Origin of the sequence: Georgenia sp. Z1344 (genome assembly GCF_049856295.1) — a bacterium.
Lineage (GTDB): Bacteria > Actinomycetota > Actinomycetes > Actinomycetales > Actinomycetaceae > JB111.
Genome location: NZ_JBNDMZ010000002.1, coordinates 32,636 through 47,780, shown reverse-complemented (window position 1 = coordinate 47,780; position 15,145 = coordinate 32,636). Strand labels below are relative to the sequence as shown.

Annotated in this window: 15 protein-coding genes and 2 tRNA genes; 8 read left to right on the top strand and 9 right to left on the bottom strand. The window is 72.4% G+C overall.

The window, feature by feature from the left end:
* Window positions 1–136 precede the first annotated feature (136 nt).
* From ACPYO6_RS02080 to ACPYO6_RS02065, 4 genes are all read left to right on the top strand, one after another.
* Entirely contained in the window at window positions 137–1,069 is a 933-nt protein-coding gene (locus ACPYO6_RS02080) for an ACP S-malonyltransferase (RefSeq protein ID WP_425713233.1), read from the top strand.
* Window positions 1,066–2,082, top strand: coding sequence for a beta-ketoacyl-ACP synthase III (locus tag ACPYO6_RS02075; RefSeq protein WP_425713232.1), 1,017 nt, complete (start codon window positions 1,066–1,068; stop codon window positions 2,080–2,082). Before ACPYO6_RS02080 ends, ACPYO6_RS02075 begins: the two co-directional genes overlap by 4 nt.
* Window positions 2,083–2,143: 61 nt before the next feature.
* The gene (locus ACPYO6_RS02070) at window positions 2,144–2,392 is read left to right on the top strand and encodes an acyl carrier protein (RefSeq protein WP_425713231.1); all 249 of its coding nucleotides are present in this window, start codon (window positions 2,144–2,146) and stop codon (window positions 2,390–2,392) included.
* A gap of 157 nt (window positions 2,393–2,549) precedes the next feature.
* On the top strand, window positions 2,550–3,755 hold the full coding sequence (locus ACPYO6_RS02065) for a beta-ketoacyl-[acyl-carrier-protein] synthase family protein (protein ID WP_425713491.1): 1,206 nt from the start codon (window positions 2,550–2,552) through the stop codon (window positions 3,753–3,755).
* A 124-nt stretch (window positions 3,756–3,879) separates the two neighbouring features.
* Here the strand turns inward: ACPYO6_RS02065 and ACPYO6_RS02060 are convergent, their stop codons facing one another.
* The 5 genes from ACPYO6_RS02060 to def all read right to left on the bottom strand — a co-directional run bounded on the left by ACPYO6_RS02060 (window position 3,880) and on the right by def (window position 8,265).
* On the bottom strand, window positions 3,880–4,713 hold the full coding sequence (locus ACPYO6_RS02060; protein WP_425713230.1) for a mycofactocin-coupled SDR family oxidoreductase: 834 nt from the start codon (window positions 4,711–4,713) through the stop codon (window positions 3,880–3,882).
* Window positions 4,714–4,884: 171 nt separating this feature from the next.
* Window positions 4,885–5,385, bottom strand: coding sequence for a DUF3145 domain-containing protein (locus tag ACPYO6_RS02055; protein WP_425713229.1), 501 nt, complete (start codon window positions 5,383–5,385; stop codon window positions 4,885–4,887).
* Window positions 5,386–5,601: 216 nt separating this feature from the next.
* Window positions 5,602–6,198, bottom strand: coding sequence for a TetR/AcrR family transcriptional regulator (locus ACPYO6_RS02050; protein ID WP_425713228.1), 597 nt, complete (start codon window positions 6,196–6,198; stop codon window positions 5,602–5,604).
* Window positions 6,198–7,733: an MFS transporter gene (locus tag ACPYO6_RS02045; RefSeq protein WP_425713227.1), complete on the bottom strand. Its 1,536-nt coding sequence runs from the start codon at window positions 7,731–7,733 to the stop codon at window positions 6,198–6,200. The genes ACPYO6_RS02050 and ACPYO6_RS02045 overlap by 1 nt, the downstream gene beginning before the upstream one ends.
* A gap of 40 nt (window positions 7,734–7,773) precedes the next feature.
* Window positions 7,774–8,265 (bottom strand): peptide deformylase, encoded by a 492-nt coding sequence (def, locus tag ACPYO6_RS02040; RefSeq protein WP_425713226.1) that lies wholly within the window; start codon window positions 8,263–8,265, stop codon window positions 7,774–7,776.
* Window positions 8,266–8,416: 151 nt separating this feature from the next.
* Between def and ACPYO6_RS02035 the strand changes: the two genes are divergently transcribed.
* Together ACPYO6_RS02035 and ACPYO6_RS02030 are read left to right on the top strand one after the other, a co-directional pair.
* Window positions 8,417–8,488: transfer RNA gene (locus ACPYO6_RS02035), tRNA-Asn, on the top strand.
* A gap of 251 nt (window positions 8,489–8,739) precedes the next feature.
* The gene (locus tag ACPYO6_RS02030) at window positions 8,740–10,359 is read left to right on the top strand and encodes an MDR family MFS transporter (protein WP_425713225.1); all 1,620 of its coding nucleotides are present in this window, start codon (window positions 8,740–8,742) and stop codon (window positions 10,357–10,359) included.
* Window positions 10,360–10,445: 86 nt separating this feature from the next.
* On the opposite strand, the gene add is transcribed toward ACPYO6_RS02030, so the two are convergent.
* The 3 genes from add to ACPYO6_RS02015 all read right to left on the bottom strand — a co-directional run bounded on the left by add (window position 10,446) and on the right by ACPYO6_RS02015 (window position 12,481).
* Window positions 10,446–11,450 (bottom strand): adenosine deaminase, encoded by a 1,005-nt coding sequence (add, locus tag ACPYO6_RS02025; protein WP_425713224.1) that lies wholly within the window; start codon window positions 11,448–11,450, stop codon window positions 10,446–10,448.
* Between the two features lie 50 nt (window positions 11,451–11,500).
* Window positions 11,501–12,001, bottom strand: coding sequence for a hypothetical protein (locus ACPYO6_RS02020; protein ID WP_425713223.1), 501 nt, complete (start codon window positions 11,999–12,001; stop codon window positions 11,501–11,503).
* Window positions 12,002–12,073: 72 nt separating this feature from the next.
* Window positions 12,074–12,481, bottom strand: coding sequence for an SRPBCC family protein (locus tag ACPYO6_RS02015; RefSeq protein WP_425713490.1), 408 nt, complete (start codon window positions 12,479–12,481; stop codon window positions 12,074–12,076).
* Between the two features lie 292 nt (window positions 12,482–12,773).
* Here ACPYO6_RS02015 and ACPYO6_RS02010 point away from each other — a divergent pair.
* Window positions 12,774–12,847, top strand: a tRNA-Ile gene (locus ACPYO6_RS02010).
* A gap of 39 nt (window positions 12,848–12,886) precedes the next feature.
* On the opposite strand, the gene ACPYO6_RS02005 is transcribed toward ACPYO6_RS02010, so the two are convergent.
* Window positions 12,887–13,810, bottom strand: coding sequence for a ribokinase (locus ACPYO6_RS02005; protein WP_425713222.1), 924 nt, complete (start codon window positions 13,808–13,810; stop codon window positions 12,887–12,889).
* A 218-nt stretch (window positions 13,811–14,028) separates the two neighbouring features.
* Between ACPYO6_RS02005 and ACPYO6_RS02000 the strand changes: the two genes are divergently transcribed.
* The gene (locus tag ACPYO6_RS02000) at window positions 14,029–15,078 is read left to right on the top strand and encodes a septum formation family protein (RefSeq protein ID WP_425713221.1); all 1,050 of its coding nucleotides are present in this window, start codon (window positions 14,029–14,031) and stop codon (window positions 15,076–15,078) included.
* Window positions 15,079–15,145: the final 67 nt, after the last annotated feature.

Here is a 15,145-nt window from a genome sequence, read left to right as displayed (position 1 = left end):
CACGACGACGCGCAGCCGGTCTCGTCTGCCGGGACGCACGCACGCGCATCCTCCCCCGACGACGACGGACCCGCGCTCCCGTCCGACACGCAGCCGCCGCTCCGGCCGCCCGGTGGCGCGGCGGTAGATTGGCCGAATGATTGCTGTGCTAGCCCCGGGACAGGGGGCCCAGACGCCGGGCATGCTCGCGCCCTGGCTCGACGACCGGGCCTCCGCCGCCCTGCTCTCCGACCTCTCGGCCGCGGCCGACCTCGACCTCGCCGACCTCGGGACGAACGCGGACGCCGAGACCATCAAGGACACGGCCCTCGCGCAGCCGCTCATCGTCGCCTCGTCGATCCTCGCCTTCCGGGCTCTCGAGGCCCGCTCCCCCGGCCTCGCCCCGTCGGTCGCCGCCGGCCACTCCGTCGGCGAGCTCGCCGCCCTCGCCGTCGCCGGGGTCCTGTCCGACGTCGACGCCGTCCGCCTCGTCGCCGCCCGTGGCCGCGCGATGGCCGACGCCTCCGCCGTCACGCCGACGGGCATGTCCGCCGTCGTGGGCGGGGACGCCGCCGAGGTGACCGCGGCGATCGAGGCGGCCGGTCTGACCGCCGCCAACGTCAACGGGGGTGGCCAGATCGTCGCCGCCGGCACGCTCGAGCAGCTCGCCGCGTTCGCCGAGCAGCCCCCCGCCAAGGCACGGGTCGTGCCGCTCGCCGTCGCCGGCGCGTTCCACACCGAGCACATGCGGCCGGCGCTCGACGCCGTGGCCGCCGCCGCGTCCGGGCTGACCACGGCGGACCCGCGCACGGCGCTGCTCTCCAACCGGGACGGCGCCGAGGTCTCCGCCGGCACCGAGGCGCTCGCCCGCGTCGTCGCGCAGGTCGCCAACCCCGTGCGCTGGGACCTGTGCTGCGAGACGATCCTCGCGCGCGGGGTGACAGCCGCCGTCGAGCTCGCCCCCGCCGGCGTGCTCACGCGCCTCGCCAAGCGCACGCTCCCGGGCGTGACCGTCCGCCCCCTGTCCACCCCGGACGACCTCCTGGCGGCCGCCGAGCTCGCCGATTCGGACACCGAAGGAGCCTCATGAGCCGCCCCGTCCTCACCACCGCTGCGCCGAACGCCCACGCGCGGATCCTCGGCGTCGGCGGGTTCCGCGGCGAGAGAACGGTGCCCAACGACGACATCGTCGAGCCCATCAACTCCTCCGACGAGTGGATCCAGCAGCGCACCGGGATCGTCACCCGCCGGTACGCGAACGCCGGGACCACGGTGGTGGACATGGCCAGCGCCGCAGCCGAGGCTGCGCTGACCGCCGCCGGGGTCGAGGCGGCACAGGTCGACGCCGTCATCGTCGGCACCGTCACCTGGTTCACCCAGACACCGTCGCTGGCCGGCATCGTCGCGGACCGTATCGGTGCCAACCCGGCGGCGAGCTTCGACATCTCCGCGGCCTGCGCCGGCTACGCCTACGGGATCGCCCAGGCGGACGCCCTCGTACGCTCGGGGACCGCCGACCACGTGCTGGTCGTCGGCGTGGAGAAGATGAGCGAGTACATCGACCCCACGGACCGCTCCATCAGCTTCATCCTCGGCGACGGTGCCGGCGCCGCCCTCGTGGGCCCCTCCGAGACCCCCGGCATCGGCCCGACCGTGTGGGGCTCGGACGGCTCCAAGGCGGACGTCATCTCCCAGACCCACCCGTGGTCGACCTTCCGCTCGGACGACCCGGAGGCCGACCGGTCCTGGCCCACCCTGCGCCAGGAGGGCCCCACCGTCTTCAAGTGGGCGAGCTTCGAGATGACCAAGGTCGCCGCACGGGCGATCGAGGCCGCCGGACTCACCCCCGACCAGATCGACGTCTTCGTCCCGCACCAGGCGAACATGCGGATCATCGACCACATGGTGAAGTACCTGGGGCTGCGCGAGGACGTGGTGGTGGGCCGGGACATCGCCGACACGGGCAACACCTCGGCCGCCTCGATCCCGCTCGCGCTCGAGCGCCTCATCCGCGAGGGGCAGGCCACGAGCGGGGACATCGCGCTCCAGATCGGCTTCGGCGCGGGCCTCGCCTACGCCGCGCAGGTGGTCGTCGTACCGTGACCCCCGCGCGGGGCCTGACACACTGACCCCCGTCCAGTTTCAACCACACCAGGAGAAGCACATGGCACACACGGAGGAGGAGGTCCTCACGGGCCTCGCCGAGATCGTCAACGAGGAGACCGGCCTGCCGGTCGAGGACGTCAAGCCGGAGGCGTCGTTCACCGACGACCTCGACGTCGACTCCCTGTCGATGATGACGATCGCGACCCTCGCCGAGGAGCGCTTCAGCGTCACCATCCCGGACGACGAGGTCGCGAACCTCAAGACCGTCCAGGACGCCGTGAAGTACATCGTCGGGGCCCAGGCCTGACACCCCGGTCGGGGGCTCCGGTCCGGTGCCCCCGACCTCCCCGCTGCACTCGGCACGCCGCAGCGGGGAAAGATCCGCCGCGCCGCACCGGCGCGCACCCGAGGAGGAACCCGTGTCCGAGCAGTCCACCCAGCGCCGCCGGGTCGTCGTCACCGGCATGGGGACGACGAACCCCATCGGCGGGGACGTCGCCAGCACCTGGACGGCCGCGCTCGCCGGAACCTCCGGTATCGCGACGCTCGACAACGACTGGGCCGAGCAGTACGGGATCACCGTGGACTTCGCCGGCGAGGCCGCCGTCGACCCGGAGACCGTGCTCACCCGCCAGGAGGCCCGCCGCCTCGATCCGTCCGGGAAGCTCGCCGTCGTCGCCGCGCTCGAGGCCTGGGCGGATGCTGGAGAGCCCGAGGTCGTGCCCGAGCGCCTCGGCGCCGTCGTCTCGACGGGCATCGGCGGCATCCACACCCTGCTCGACGCCTGGGACACCGTCCGCGAGAAGGGCGCCCGCCGCGTCCTCCCGCTCACCGTGCCGATGCTCATGGCCAACTCGCCGGTCGCCAACATCTCCGTCCGGTTCGGCGCGCGCGCCGGCGCGCACGCACCCGTCTCCGCCTGCGCGTCGGGCGCCGAGGCGATCGCCCAGGGCGTCCAGATGATCCGCACCGGCGTCGCCGACGTGGTCGTCGCCGGCGGTACCGAGTCCGCGATCCACCCGGTGACCATGGCGTCGTTCGGCAAGATGCAGGCCCTCTCGAGGCGGACCGACGACCCGCAGCGCGCCTCGCGCCCCTACGACGTCGACCGCGACGGCTTCGTCATGGGCGAGGGCGCCGGCATCGTCGTCCTCGAGTCTGCCGAGCACGCCGCCGCCCGCGGAGCCACCGTCCACGCCGAGGTCCTCGGCACCGGCATGACGGCCGACGCCTTCGACGTCGCTCCCCCCGACCCCTCCGGCCAGGGCCAGGAGCGCGCGATGCGCATCGCGCTGGAGGACTCGGGGCTCGCCGCCGCCGACGTCGTGCACGTCAACGCCCACGCGACGTCGACCCCGGTCGGCGACACGATCGAGGCCGAGGCGATCCGCCGCCTGTTCGGCGAGCAGGTCACGGTCTCGGGGACGAAGTCGATGACCGGTCACCTGCTCGGCGGTGCGGGCGCGCTCGAGACGATCTTCGCCGTGCTGGCCGTCCGCGAGCGCACCGCTCCCCCGACGATCAACATCGAGAACCTCGACCCGGCCGTCCAGGTCGACGTCGTCCGCGACACCCCTCGCGAGCTGAGCGCCACCGGGCAGGTCGCCGCGCTCAACAACGCCTTCGGGTTCGGCGGCCACAACGCCGCCATCCTCGTCGGCAGCGTCTGACCGACGCCCTCGGACGTCCGTCCGTACGGACGCACCCCGCACCCCGTGCACGACGGCGGGTGGGCCGGACTCGCTACCGGTCCACCCGCCGTCGTGACCTCGTCCCCGACTCCCGGGCGGCTGCTCAGCCCTGGCGCGCCCCGGCGTCGAGAACGTGCTCGATGCCGGTGACGTAGCGGCCGCTGTCCGAGACGAGGTAGAGGATCGCCTCGGAGGTGTCGTCCGGCTCGAGCGCCGCCGTCGGCATGAGGTTCATCTGCCGCGCCGCCTCCTCGAAGTCCTCGCGCGTGGGGCTCTCGAGGTCCGGCCGGAACAGCTTGTACGTGGGGTCGTTGAGGATCATCGGGCTGGCGAGCGTGGTCGGGTGGATGGTGTTGACGCGGATGCTCTGGGGGGCGAGCTCCTTCGCGAGGACCCGCATGAGCCCGACGACGCCGGACTTCGCCGCCGTGTAGTGCGCGATGTTGGCGTTCGTCTTCATGGAGGCGAGCGAGGAGGTGATGACGATCGCTCCGCCGTTGCCGCCGGCCACGATGTGCGGGGCCGCGGCGCGCACGGTCTTCCACACGCCGGTGAGGTTGACGTCGATCATCGTCTGCCACATCTCCTCGTCCATCTCGAGGGTGGGCGACATCGTGTTGATGCCTGCGTTGGCGAGGATGATGTCGAGCCGGCCGAGCTCGGCCACGCCCTCGTCGGCCACGGCGGTCAGCGCGGCGAGGTCCCGGACGTCCGCCTCGCGGGCGACGATGCGGCGGTCGAGCGCCTCGACCTGACGCACGGTCTCGGCGAGGTCCTCGGCGCGTGCCGTGTCGTAGGGGACGGTCGCGACCTGGTCGGACACGTCGACCGCGATGATGTCCGCGCCCTCCTGGGCGAGGCGGATCGCGTGGTTACGACCCTGCCCGCGTGCGGCTCCGGTGATGAAGGCGACCTTGCCCTCGAGACGGCCTGCCATGGCGTGCTCCCTTCGTCGGGTACCCCGGGCGCCGGTGCCCGGGGACGGTCCGACCAGGCTATGGCACCGAGTGCCGGAACCGAAGGGTGCCGTCGCCGGCCCTCGACGACGGGCCGGGAGGACCCGGAGGGCCGTCATCCCCCGACGAAGGAGGTCCCGCGACGAACCGCCTCAGCCCACGCGGTGCAGCCAGCGCACGGGCGCCCCGGCGCCCGCGTAGCGGAAGGGCTCGAGCTCGTCGTCCCAGGCCTGACCGAGCGCGAGATCGAGCTCGTGCCGCATCCGGACGGGGTCGCCGGCGTGCTCGAGGGCCGCCCGCAGTCGGTTCTCCGGCACCACGACGTTGCCGTGCGCATCCGTCTGGGCGTGGAAGATCCCGAGCTCGGGCGTGTGCGACCAGCGGCCGCCGTCGGAGCCGGGTGCGGCTTCCTCGGTGATCTCGTAGCGCAGGTGCTGCCAGCCGCGCAGCGCGGAGGCGAGGCGGGCGCCGCTGCCGACGGGACCGACCCAGGAGCGCTCGGCGCGCAGCAGTCCGGGCGCGGCCGGCTGATCGGTCCACTCGAGCGAGAGCCGCGCGTCGAGGACCTGGCCGGCGGCCCACTCGACGTGGGGGCACAGCGCACGGGTCGCGGAGTGCACGAAGACAACGCCGCGGGTGTAGGCACCACTCATGTCGAGCCTCCTGGTTCGGTTGCGAGGGACGTCTTCCCCAACGGCCTCGCGAGAACCGGGCTGAGCATGATCCACGGCGGAACGGCACCAGGATGCCTGAATGTCGGCGATCGCGCCAGGAACGGGACGTGTGCCTGTGGCGGGTGGGACGGGTGGTGCCGGTGTGAACGATTCGGGTCGCCGGCGACCGGGGATCGTCGTCGTCGGTCCCGTCGGTCAGCCTGCGGGGCGCCCGGTTCCGAGTGCGATGATCCGCTCGACCGCCCGCTCTCGCACGGCGGCCGGCAGCGCGTTGCCCGTCAGCGCCTCGAACACCCACAGGCCGTCGGCCGCGAGGCGCGCGACGAAGGCATCGAGCTCGGCCGCCCCGTCCGCACCATCGCCTCCGGCATCTCCCGACGGTTCCCCGTCCGGGTCGACCTCGGCAGGCACGGGCGGCGCCCAGTCCTCGATGACCCGGTTCCACGCCCCGACGAGGCCGGGGACGTCGACGGACTCGAGCAGGAGGAGCAGCTCGGCACGGGTCGGCGTGCTGGCGGTGCTGCGGACGTAGGCGGCCAGGCGCGCCTCCGCGTCCGCCTCGGCCGGGTCACCGTCGACGAACGAGGCGATGTCCGCGTCCCACCGCGCGGCGAGGTGGTCGTGCATCGCGACGACCAGGGCGTCGCGGGAGGGGAAGTGGTAGAGAAGTCCGCCCTTGGTCAGCCCGGTCTCGGCGGCCAGCGACTCATAGGTCAATGCCCGCAGTCCGTCGCGCCCGACGATCGTGGCGGCGGCGTCGAGGGCACGGATGCGGCTGCTCGGGCGTGCCATCACTCGTTCCCCTCGAAGCTGCTGGCTGCGGTTCCAGGGCCGTGGTGCCGCAGCAGCAGTGCCGCTGCCGTGGCCGCCACGACGAGGGCGAAGGCCACGACGGAGAGGATCACGAGGTACGCCTCGTCGAAGGCGGCGGACGCGGCCTCCATCAGGCCGGGCACGACGTCGGCGACCTCGCGGGCCTCCCCGATGCTCTCGCCGGCGGCCACCGGCGCACCGTCGGGCAGGACCACCCTCGCCGCGTACAGCAAGGACGACAGGCTGCCGAGCACGGCGACGGCGATCAGCCCGCCGAACTCGTAGCTCACCTCCTCGACGGAGGCGGCCATGCCGGCCCGGCGGGGCGGTGCGTTGCCGAGGATCGCCGTCGAGGCGACGGACATCGAGGCGCCGAGCCCGAGGCCGGTGAGAACGAGTCCGACGACGAAGATCGCGAGCCCCATCTCCGTCCCCATGATCGACACGACGATCCCGAGACCGGCGACGGCAAGGCCGCCGGAGACCAGCACCCGGAGGCCGAGGCGATGAAGGAGGAGGCCCCCGAGGAGCCCGCTCGGCAGCGATCCGACGGCGATCGCGGTGACCAGGAGCCCGGCCTCGAGCGGGGTGTACCCGGCGACGAGCTGGAATCGCTGTGTGGTGAGGAGCTGGACGCCCCCGATGGCGAACATCGCGGTGACGGCCGCGAGCACGCCGGCGGAGAAGGCGCGGTTGCGGAAGACCGAGAAGTCGAGCAGCGGGTCGGCGAGGCTGCGCTGCCGGCGGACGAAGAGCACCCCGGCGACGACGGCGACCACGGCCGCCGCCCCGACGGTCCCCCATGCCTGCGGCTGGTGGAAGGCCTCCTTGATCGCGAGCACGGCGCCGCTGAGCATCGCGAGCGCGAGGACCGAGGACAGGACGTCGAAGGACCTCGACGAGTCCCGAGGTGCACGCGGCGCAACGAACGGGGTGACGACGAGGGCGAGGACGACGATCGGCACATTGACGAGGAAGACCGACCCCCACCAGAAGTGCTCGAGCAGCAGACCGCCGATGATCGGGCCGATCGCGAAGCCGATGAGCGAGATGCTCCCCCACACGGCGATGGCGAAGTTGCGTTCGCGGACGTCGTCAAAACCGAGGCGCACGAGCGCGAGCGTCGCCGGCATCATCGCCGCTGCGCCGACCGCGAGGAAGGCCCGGGCAGCGATGAGGGCGCCCGCCGTCGGGGCGAAGGCCGCCGCGAGCGAGGCGAGGCCGAAGACGACGAGCCCGCCGAGGAACATGGTCCGGTGGCCGATCCGGTCCCCCAGTGCGCCGGAGCCGAGGAGCAGGCCCGCGATGACGAGCGGGTAGGCGTTGATGATCCACAGCGACTGGGACGCGGAGGCGTCGAGCTCGGCCGTGAGGGTCGGCAGCGCGGTGTAGAGCACCGAGTTGTCGAGCGTGATGAGGAGCAGGCCAAAGCCGACCGTGGCGAGCAGGAGCCAGCGGCGGGAGCCGGTGGCGGGTCTCGAATTGTCGGTGGGGCGTGGATCGGTCGCGGTCACGCCGAGTTACTATACCGTACGTACGGTATAGTAACTAGCGTCAGGCCATCATCTCGCGCACGGCCTTCATGGCCTTCTTCTTCACGGAACGCTCGAGTCGGTCGAGGTAGAGCATGCCGTCGAGGTGGTCGAGCTCGTGGAGGATGCAGCGGGCCATCAGCTCCTCCCCCTCGACGACGACCTTCTTGCCGTCGAGGTCGGTCCCCTCGGCGCGTGCGTACCAGGCGCGCTCGGTGGGGAACCAGAGCTCGGGGACCGAGAGGCAGCCCTCGTCGCCGTCCTGGTAGTGCTCCTCGTCGACCGCGACCAGGGTGGGATTGAGGATGTAGCCGATCTCGTCGTCGATGTTCCAGGAGAACGCGCGCAGGGAGACGCCGATCTGGTTGGCGGCCAGCCCGGCCCGCCCGTCGTGGTCGACCGTCTCGAGCAGGTCCTCGACGAGCTGCTTGACGGTGTGGTCGACGTCCGTCACCGGGTCGCACACGGTGCGCAGCACGGGGTCACCGACGGTCCTGATCTCACGCATGGCCATGGCGCTCATTGTTCCACCGGGTCGGGGCGCCTCCGGCTCGCGTCGCAGCGGTGCCGGGCACCCGTCGGTGAGTCTGCCCACAGGTCGCGTCCCGGGCCGGATTCGGGGCCCGGAGCGCCGCGGCTGTTTGTTAGAGTCGGTCGTCGCACGATCCCGCGTAGCTCAATGGCAGAGCATTCGACTGTTAATCGAACGGTTGTTGGTTCGAGTCCAACCGCGGGAGCACCCGGGCCCGGGATCCGATCGGATCCCGGGCCCTTCTCGTCCCTCGGGCACGCGTCCGGAATGTTCTCGCGCCCGTCTCGGTTCGGTCGTAGGGTCGCTCGCGGCCCACCGGATCCGTGCCGGCCGCCAGCCGGACTCCTCCGGCCGCCATTACCGGCTGACGCACCGCGTCGGCCCCGGACGACCCGCCGCCCGGCACCACCGCGGCCCGTCGCCACCCGCACCACCCGCACTCCGACCGGAGACCTCATGTCATCCCGCACCACCACCTCCACCCGCGCGGAGGAGTTCGTCGATCCCCGCGCCATGAAGGTCATCTGGCTGCTCCTCGTCGCCGCCTTCGTCGCGATCCTCAACGAGACGACGATGGGCATCGCGGTCCCCGACCTCAACCGGGACCTCGGCCTCGACCCCGAGCTCGGGCAGTGGCTGACCAGCGCGTTCATGCTGACCATGGCCGTCGTCATCCCCACCACCGGGTTCGTGCTCCAGCGCTTTACCACCCGCCAGGTGTTCCTCGCCGCGTCGAGCCTGTTCACGTTCGGCACACTGGTCTGCCTCGTGGCGCCCGGCTTCCCTCTCCTGCTCACCGGGCGCGTCGTGCAGGCCACGGGAACCGGCATCATGCTGCCGCTGCTGATGACGACGATCATGAACGTCGTCCCGCCCGGCTCCCGGGGCCGGATGATGGGCCTGGTCGGCATGGTCATCTCGCTGGCCCCCGCGATCGGCCCCACCCTCTCCGGCGCCGTGCTCGAGACGCTGAGCTGGCGCTGGCTCTTCGCCATCGTCCTGCCGATCGCCGTCGTCTCCCTGCTCCTGGGCGCCCGCTGGATGACGAACCTCGGCGAGACCACCCGCCCCTCCTTCGACCCCGTGTCGGTCGTCCTCACGGCGCTCGGCTTCGGCGGCACCGTGTTCGCGCTCAGCCAGTTCGCGGCGGAGGGCGAGGGCGGGCTCGCCGGGCAGCTCGGCATGTCGACCGTCGCGTTCGCGTCCTCGGTCCTCGGTGTCGCGCTCGTCATGCTCGGCCTGTTCGTGTGGCGCCAGCTCGTGCTCCAGCGCACCGACCGGGCGCTGCTCGACCTCCGCGTCTTCACCTCGCGCAACTTCACGATCGCCGTAGGCATCATGGCGATCGTCGCGCTCGCGATGTTCGGCACGCTCAACCTGCTGCCACTGTTCCTCCGGGACGTCGCCGAGCTCGACGCCCTCCAGTCCGGCCTCATCCTCCTGCCCGGTTCGCTGGTCATGGGTCTGCTCGCCCCGGTCATCGGCCGGATCTACGACGCGCGCGGCCCCCGGGCGCTCCTCGTCCCGGGCACCACCCTGCTGACGGGCGGGCTGCTGTTCTACGGGACGATCGGCCAGGGCACGCCCATCTGGCTCATCGTCGTGGTCCAGACCGGCATCTCGCTCGGGCTCGCGATGTCATTCACGCCGCTGTTCTCGGCGTCCCTCGGGTCGCTCCCCCGCCCGCTGTACTCGCACGGGTCGGCGGTCCTCAACACCCTGCAGCAGGTGGCCGGCGCCGCGGGCGTGGCGGTGCTCGTCGGGCTGTACTCCGCCGTGCTCGGCGCCAACCTCGACGACGGTCTGCCCAGGGCCGCCGCCGGCGAGCCGGGCGCCCGCACGGGCTTCCTCGTGGCCGCGGGCTTCGCGCTCGTCGCCGCGGTCCTCGCGTGGTTCATCCGCACGCCGGAGGACCAGGAGGAGCACGACGACGCCGAACCCCCGTTGGGATCCGCGCTCCCGGACGAGGCCCATGCCCCGACGACGGACCCCGGCGGTCGGCCCACCGTCTCCCGGGACCCGGCCGGTCAGGGTCGCGCCGACGATCGCGAGGTGCCGGTCGACGTCGTCGGCTGACCGCCTGGCGCCACGACACGTGAACGGCCCTCGGCCACCCGGGTACCGCCGGGCGGCCGAGGGCCGTCGTCGTTGTCCGCAGCGTCCTATGCGAGGGCGTCGAGCCGCTCGCGGATGTCGGCCTTGACAGCCGGCGGGGCCCAGCTGATGTCGACCGCGTTGCGCTCGAGCCGGATCAGCTCCTCCGCGGTGAACCCGGACTCGTTCGCGAGGACCGCGAGGTTCTCCTGGACGTACCCGCCGAAGTAGGCCGGGTCGTCGGAGTTGATGGTGATCCGGATGCCGGCCTCGAGGCAGCGGCGGATCTCGTCGGCCTTCGTGCCGTCGCCGCAGAACGTGTTGGAGATCGGGCAGGAGGTGAGCCCGATGCCACGCGTGACGAGCTCGGCCGTGAGAGCCTCGTCCTCGAGGACGTTGGTGCCGTGGTCGATGCGCTCGACCCCGATCTCGTGCAGCACCTGGCGGATGTGCTCGATCGAGTTCTCCTGGTCCACGTCGCAGTGCATCGTCAGCCGGTAGCCCTCGCGGCGGGCCCGGGCGAACACGTCGGTGAACTTGCTCGGCGGGTTCCCCTTCTCGTCGGAGTCGAGCCCGACGCCGACGATCCACTCCTTGTACGGGAGCGACTCGAGCAGCGTGGCCATGGCGTAGCCGGCCTCGAAGTCGCGCAGGAAGCACATGATGAGGGCGCTGCGGACACCGAGGCGGTTCTCGGCGTCCTGCTGGGCGCGGCGCAGGCCGCGGACGACGACGTCGAACGGCACCCCGCGCGAGGTGTGCGCCTGCGGGTCGAAGAACATCTCGACGTAGGCGACGTTCTGGGCCGCCGCGCGCTCGAGGTACTCCCGGGCGAGGTCGTAGAAGTCCTCCTCGGTGAGCAGGACGTTCATGCCTGCGTAGTAGATCGCGAGGAACGACGGCAGGTCGTCGAAGTCGTAGGAGGCGCGCAGCTCCTCGACCGTGTCGTACGGCTTGTCGAGGTTGTTGCGCTCGGCGAGCCGGAAGCGCAGCTCGGGCTCGAGCGTGCCCTCGATGTGCAGGTGGAGCTCCACCTTGGGCAGGGCGGTGAGGAAGTCGTCGTCGACGGTCATGACGCTACTGTCGCCGGTGCCGGGCCGCGGTGTCGAGTCGGGCGAGCCTCTTACTCCCCCAGCCCGACGGCGCCGCGCGCCTCGGCCTCCGCTGCGAGGATGACCTGGGCCTCCTCGGTGTCGCCCGCGAGCGGCCCGGTGGTCGTCGTCTGGGAGAGCAGCTCCCCGTCCTCGCCGCGGCGGATGTGGACGTGCACCTCGGACCCGTTCGGCAGCTCCCGGCGCAGGGTGTGGACGAGCGAGGAGGTCACTCGCTCACGGACGACGTCGGCGAGCGCCTGGACGTCGTCGTCCTTGGTGCGCAGCTCGAGGACCGGTTCGCTCGTGTCGACGTAGGTGACGGAGAAGAGCCGCGACTCGCCGTCCCAGCGCGCGTGGAGGATCTCGTGCCAGGGCCGGCGCAGGCGCTGCTCGCCCGCGGTCGCGATGACGAGCGCGACGGGCGAGGCGAGGGCCCAGGACCCGTCCGCGAGCTCGGAGGCGGCGAGGAGCGGGTCCTTGGCGAGGTGGGCGCGGACATCGGCGGGCGGGAGGGGGCGACGACGACGCATGGTCTCACGCTATCCGGGGACGGCACCGGACATGGGGCCGGTCCGAGGTGCACCCCTGGTCCGGCGGTGGCGTCAGTCCCCCGGCGCGGCCTCGGCTGCGGCCGCGATGTCGGCGAGGTCCTGCGTCATCATCTTCTTCGACATCGCCATGCCGATGCGCTCGGTGACGGCGCCCAGCAGCTTGCGCAGCCCGCCGGCCGAGGTGTCCTCGCCGCCGAAGGTCATGGTCAACCGGGTGCCCGTGGGGATCGGTTCGAGGACGAAGGTAGTCCCGTAGGTGGCGCCGCGGGCGTTGGCGGCGAGGGTGGTCGAGCGGGGCTCGTCGACGGCCGTCACCCACATCTCCTCGGTCTCGGAGCCGCCCATGAACGTGCGGGTCTCCTTCCAGCGAGTGCCCACGCGGTACGGGCCGTCGGTGAGCATCTCGATCGAGCTGACGCCGCTGAGGACCTGCTCGCTGCCGGCGGGGTCGGTGAGGATCCGCCAGACAGCCTCGGGGGCGCGGCGATCTCGCGGGTGAGCGTGAGCGTGCGAACGGCCATGTCGGTCTCCGTCCGGGTCGCGGGCGCGGTCAGGTGCGCGCCCTGGGGCTCAGGCTAGGGGCTCCGTGGGCGGACGGGACCGGGTCCACGCGGCCGTGCACGCACGTGGGTCCGTGGGTCCAGGGCCGCGCGCCACGGTGGCGACGTGCGCGTCCGCGCGTCCCCCGCCGAACTAGGATGGGACGCCGTGGCCGACGCCCCCGCGCGAGCGGGAGGCGGCGTGGCCGCGCGCCCCTGTAGCTCAGCCGGTCAGAGCAGCGAACTCATAATTCGTCGGTCGCGGGTTCAAGCCCCGCCGGGGGCACCGTTCTCCCATCACCCGGGCTCCGTGACCGTCGCCGCGTCAGCCCGCGAGGATGCGCTCGAGGTCCGCGCCCCGCGCGTAGGAGGCCTGCGTGCCACGACGCGTGACCGAGTCCGACGCAAGCGCGATGCCGAGGCGGGTCGCGTCGGCCGGCGCAGCGCCGCCGGCCAGGGCGAACGCGAACCCGCCGCAGAACGCGTCGCCCGCGCCGGTGGTGTCGACCGCCTCCACGGCGGGCGCCTCGAGGCGGGTGAGGTCGCCGTCGTGCACGAGGAGGGCGCCGCGCTCTCCCAGGGTGACCACGAGCGAGGCCCCGATCCGTTCGCCGAGGGCGACGGCGTCGGCCTCGAGGTCCTCGACGCCACGCCCGAGCTCTGCCTCGAGCAGGATGGCGAACTCGGTCTCGTTGGGGATCACCCAGTCGGTCACCGCGAGCACCCCGGGGTCGACCGCCGCGGCCGGTGCGGGGTTGAGGACGGTGATGCCACCGGCCCCCTTGGCGCGCTCGAACCCACGGCGGATCGTCTCCTGCGGCACCTCGAGCTGGCTGAGCACGAGGTCGGGGCCCCCGGCGTCGTCGAACGCGTCGTCGACGTGCTGCGGGGTCAGCCGCTCGTTCGCGCCGGGGGCCAGGACGATCCGGTTGTCGCCGTCGGGGTCCACGAGGATCATCGCGATCCCGCTGTGCGCGTCGTCGATCTCCACGACGTGGGTCGCGTCGATGCCGAGACCGCGGAGGTTCTCCACCGTGTCGCGCCCGAACGAGTCCCCGCCGACGGCGCCGACCATCGACACCTCGGCCCCGAGGAGCGCGGCCATGGCGGCCTGGTTGGCACCCTTGCCACCGAAGCCCTGGGCGAAGTCCTTCCCGAAGACGGTCTCGCCCCGCTCTGGCATGCGCCCGAGGTAGGAGACGAGGTCGGTCATCGAGCTGCCGACGATCATAATTCTGGGTCCGGTCACGGTGGTCTCCTCGTCGTCGATCGGTGTCCTCGCACGGTATCCGCGCCCGGGGCACATGCAGGTCAGGCGACCGACGCGGCGGTCTGTGGCACTCGCGCGTCCGTGCGCGCTCGTGGCGACCTGCGCATATCGTGGCCCGGTACCCGTTGCCGACGAACGCCGACCGAAGGCGTGGTCTCGGGTGCCGGACACGACCGAGGACGATCGAGGAGGGCACGATGTCGAACGACGGGACGTGGGGACAGCCCGGCGGCACCCCGCAGCAGGGCGGCTGGGACCAGAGCCAGGGCGCCGGCAATCCGGCGCAGGGCGGCTGGGACCAGTCGCAGGGTGCGGGAACGCCGGCGCAGGCCGGCTGGGACCAGGGTCAGGGCGCGGGTGCTCCCGCGGCGGGCGGCTACGGGCAGGGGGCGGCCGGCGGCCAGCCACCCGCCTACGGGGCTGCGGGCGCCTACCCGGCCCAGGGCGGGTACGGCCAGGGAGCCGGCTACGGGCAGGCCGGCTACGGCCAGCCCGGTTACGGCCAGGGCGCCGGTGGCCCGAACGATCCCGGGAACGGCGACGGCGGTGGCTCGGGCGGCGGCAAGGGCTGGCTGTGGGCGATCATCGGCGTCCTCGTCGCCGCAGCCCTGGCGGTCGGCGCCTACTTCCTGTTCTTCACGGGTGATGACGACGAGTCGTCCGGCGACGCCACCGACGAGGCAACGACGAGCGCGCCGCCGGAGGAGGACACGACAGAGGAGTCCGAGGAGCCCACGAGCGAGGACTCGGAGGAACCCACCACCGAGGAGTCCGAGGAGCCGACCACCGAGGAGTCCGAGGAACCCACCACGGAGGAGTCCGAGGAACCGACGACCGAGGACTCCGAGGAACCCACCACGGAGGAGTCGAGCCCGCCGTCCGGCGGCACGGCCACCGTCCAGCAGTTCACGGTCGGCGAGTGCCTCGACATGGAGGGGGCCACCGGTCAGGTCTCCGAGCTGCCCGTGATCGACTGCGCGGAGGAGCACGACGGTGAGGTCTACGTCGTCCACACGTTCGAGGGCGACGAGTACCCGGGCGACGAGCAGGTCTCCAGCGAGCTCGAGTCCGTCTGCGCTGACGCGTTCGAGGGGTACGTCGGCACGGACTACGCCTCGAGCGTGTACTTCGTCCAGCTCCTCACGCCGACCCAGAGCACCTGGGACCAGGCGAACGACCGCGAGGGCATCTGCATCCTCACCACCCCGGCGGACACGACCGGTTCGGCCGAGGGAAGCGGCAACTGACCTGACGCGTCGGGGCCCCGCAGGTCCCGCGCGGCGCCAACGCAGTCACGGCGCCCCAGTCGGGGAA